This is a genomic window from Stenotrophomonas pictorum JCM 9942, from assembly GCF_001310775.1.
Classification (GTDB): Bacteria; Pseudomonadota; Gammaproteobacteria; order Xanthomonadales; family Xanthomonadaceae; genus Stenotrophomonas; species Stenotrophomonas pictorum.
The window spans coordinates 1-2,983 of sequence record NZ_BAZI01000321.1; the positions used below are offsets into that span (position 1 = coordinate 1).

The 2,983-nt window shown below is 67.5% G+C and carries 3 protein-coding genes; all 3 read left to right on the forward strand.

Translation table 11 applies throughout. The features are described from left to right. The first annotated feature begins 109 nt into the window (after positions 1–109). On the forward strand, positions 110–451 hold the full coding sequence (locus tag JCM9942_RS13045; protein ID WP_054660197.1) for an EF-hand domain-containing protein: 342 nt from the start codon (positions 110–112) through the stop codon (positions 449–451). A gap of 60 nt (positions 452–511) precedes the next feature. Then, positions 512–1,324 carry a bifunctional DNA-formamidopyrimidine glycosylase/DNA-(apurinic or apyrimidinic site) lyase gene (gene mutM / locus JCM9942_RS13050; RefSeq protein WP_054660199.1) on the forward strand — a complete coding sequence of 271 codons (813 nt, stop codon included), beginning with the start codon at positions 512–514 and terminating at the stop codon, positions 1,322–1,324. 82 nt (positions 1,325–1,406) lie between these two features. After that, positions 1,407–2,983: OpgD/OpgG family glucan biosynthesis protein (locus JCM9942_RS13055; RefSeq protein ID WP_054660201.1), on the forward strand; the 1,577-nt coding region annotated here is incomplete at its 3' end.

A 2,983-nucleotide genomic window follows, 5' to 3' on the forward strand; every position in this document is an offset into this window, starting at 1 on the left:
CCGAGCGCCGGCACCAGCGGCGGCAGCGATGCCATGAGGCCCAAGCCAGCGGCAGCGCGGCATTGCCGGCGCATGCCGCACGGCTCAAAGACTATCCGCCGGGTACCGCATGAAGACACGACCGTTTTTTCTCCTCGGGCCCGTCCTGCTGTTGGCCGCGCTGTCGGCCATGGCGCAGGTACAGGACACCAGCCAGTACCTGCAGCGGATGGACAGCGATGGCGATGGCCGCGTCAGCCCGGACGAGTACCTGCAGTGGATGCTGTACGCCTTCGACCGCATGGACCGCAACGGCGATGGCGTGCTGGAGCCGGCCGAACAGCCCGGCGGCCGCGGCAAGCCGATCACCCGCGAAGAACAGCGGCAGGTGATCCTGTCCCGTTTCGCCCGCCAGGATGCCAACGGTGACGGCTACCTCAGCGCCCGTGAACTGATGGCGCCGCCGCGCTGAGTGCGTGCGCCCACGCCAGCCGTCCGAGCGGCAAGCAACTGCACCGAAAGAGAATTCCGCATGCCCGAATTACCCGAAGTCGAAACCACCCGCCGCGGCCTGGAGCCGCACCTGCAGGGCCGGCGCATCCATGGCGTGATCCTGCGCCGGCCGGACCTGCGCTGGCCGATCCCGGCCGAAGTCGAAACACAGTTGCCTGGCCAACGTATTGCCGCGATCCGCCGCCGCGCCAAGTACCTGCTGCTGGATACCGCGGCCGGCAGCGCGCTGCTGCATCTGGGCATGTCCGGCAGCCTGCGGGTGCTGCCCGGCGACACGCCGGTGCGCACGCACGACCATGTCGACCTCAGTCTGGAGGACGGCCGCGTGTTGCGCTTCAACGATCCACGCCGGTTCGGCTGCCTGCTGTGGCAGCCGGTGGGTGAAACCCATGAACTGCTGCGCGATCTGGGACCGGAGCCACTCGATGGGGACTTCGATGGCGACTACCTGTTCGCGCGCAGCCGCGGCCGCAGCGCATCGATCAAAACCTTCCTGATGGACCAGCGCATCGTGGTCGGCGTGGGCAACATCTACGCGGCCGAGAGCCTGTTCATGGCCGGCATCAACCCGTTGCGCGAGGCGGGCAAGGTCTCTCTCGCGCGCTACCAGCGGCTGGCCGATGCGGTGAAACAGATCCTCGGCTACGCCATTGTGCGGGGCGGTACCACCCTGCGCGATTTCATCAGCCCCGACGGAGCCCCGGGCTACTTCGAACAGGAGTTGCTGGTGTACGGACGGGAAGGCCAGACCTGCAAGCAGTGCGGGCGCGACCTGCGCTACGCCGCCATCGGCCAGCGGGCCACTGTCTGGTGTGGGCACTGCCAACGCTGAGCGGGCGGAGGCGGGCTTCCATCCAGCGTACGGTTAGGCGGGCTGTGCCTATCATGCGCAACCTCCTGCCACGGATGACTGCATGCACCGCCGCGATTTCCTCCGTCGTGCCTCGCTGGCGCTGGCCGCCTTCGGCCTGCCCGCGTTGCCTGCCTGCGCCGCCAGCCCCCAGCAACAGGGTCTGCGCCGTATCGGCCAGCCGCAGCCGTTCGACTTCGCCACGCTCAAGGGCCAGGCGCGCGCGCTGGCACAGGCGCCGTATCGCAGTCACAAACGGGTGCTGCCGCCGGCGGTGGAGAAGCTGGACTGGGACCAGTACCAGTCCATCCGTTACCGGCAGGACCATGCGTTGTGGGCCGATCAGCCGGGCAAATTCCAGGCCAGGTTCTTCCATCTGGGCCTGTACTTCCATTCGCCGGTCCGCATGTTCGATGTGGTCGATGGCCAGGCGCAGGAGCTGGCCTATGACGGCGCGGCGTTCGATTACGGCAACAGCGGCATCAACGGCAGCCAGCTGCCGGCCGATCTGGGCTTTGCCGGGTTCCGCCTGAACACCCGCACCGATACCGATCGCGATTTCGCCGCCTTCCTCGGCGCCAGCTATTTCCGCGCCGTGGGCAAGGAGGGCCAGTACGGACAATCGGCGCGTGGCCTGGCTATCGATACCGGCCTGGGCCGCCCGGAGGAATTCCCCGACTTCATCGCCTATTACCTGGAGCAGCCCAGCGCCGATTCGGAGACCATCGTCGTCTATGGCCTGCTGGATTCGCCCAGCTTGGCCGGCGCCTACCGCTTCGCCATCACCAATGGCGAGGTGCTGCTGATGGACATCGACAGCGCGCTGTATCCGCGCAGGGAAATCGAGCGCCTCGGCATCGCGCCGTGCACCAGCATGTACCAGGTCGGCGAGAACGACCGCCGCATGGGCTGGGACTGGCGCCCGGAGATCCACGACACCGACGGCCTGTCGATGTGGAACGGCGCCGGCGAATGGATCTGGCGGCCGCTGTGCAACCCCGCCCACCTGCGCTTCAACATGTTCGTGGACCACAATCCGCGCGGCTTCGGCCTGCTGCAGCGTGACCGCAATTTCGACCATTACCAGGACGACGGCGTGTTCTACGAGAAGCGCCCCTGCCTGTGGGTGGAGCCGAAGGGGCAATGGGGCGAAGGCTCGGTGCAGCTGGTGGAGATTCCCACGGTCGATGAGACCTTCGACAACATCGTCGCGTTCTGGAACCCCAAGGCCAAGCCGCAGCCGGGCCAGGAACTGCTGGTCGGCTATCGCCTGTACTGGGGCGCGCAGCCGCCGGCCCGCCCGCCACTGGCGCACTGCGTGGCCAGCCGCACGGGTCTTGGCGGAGTGATCGGCAAGAAGCGCGAGTATTTCTCGTGGCGTTTCGCGGTGGATTTCGAAGGCGGCGAACTGGCCGGCCTGATCGACAAGGCCGAGGTCGAGGCGGTGGTGGAAACCAGCCGCGGCCGCGTGGAAGTCGTCTCGGCGCGCCCCTTGCGCGAGATCAAGGGCTACCGCGCCATGTTCGACCTTGTGCCGCCCGACGACGGCACGCAGCAGATCGATATCCGCCTGTACCTGCGCAGCGGCGGCAAGACCCTGACCGAAACGTGGCTGTACCAGTACAGCCCGCCGCCGGCGGA

What these genes read in the sequence shown, in the direction of transcription:
- JCM9942_RS13045 (WP_054660197.1), top strand. Translation starts at nt 110, where the DNA reads ATGAAGACACGACCGTTTTTTCTCCTCGGGCCCGTCCTGCTGTTGGCC.
- mutM (WP_054660199.1), top strand. Translation starts at nt 512, where the DNA reads ATGCCCGAATTACCCGAAGTCGAAACCACCCGCCGCGGCCTGGAGCCG.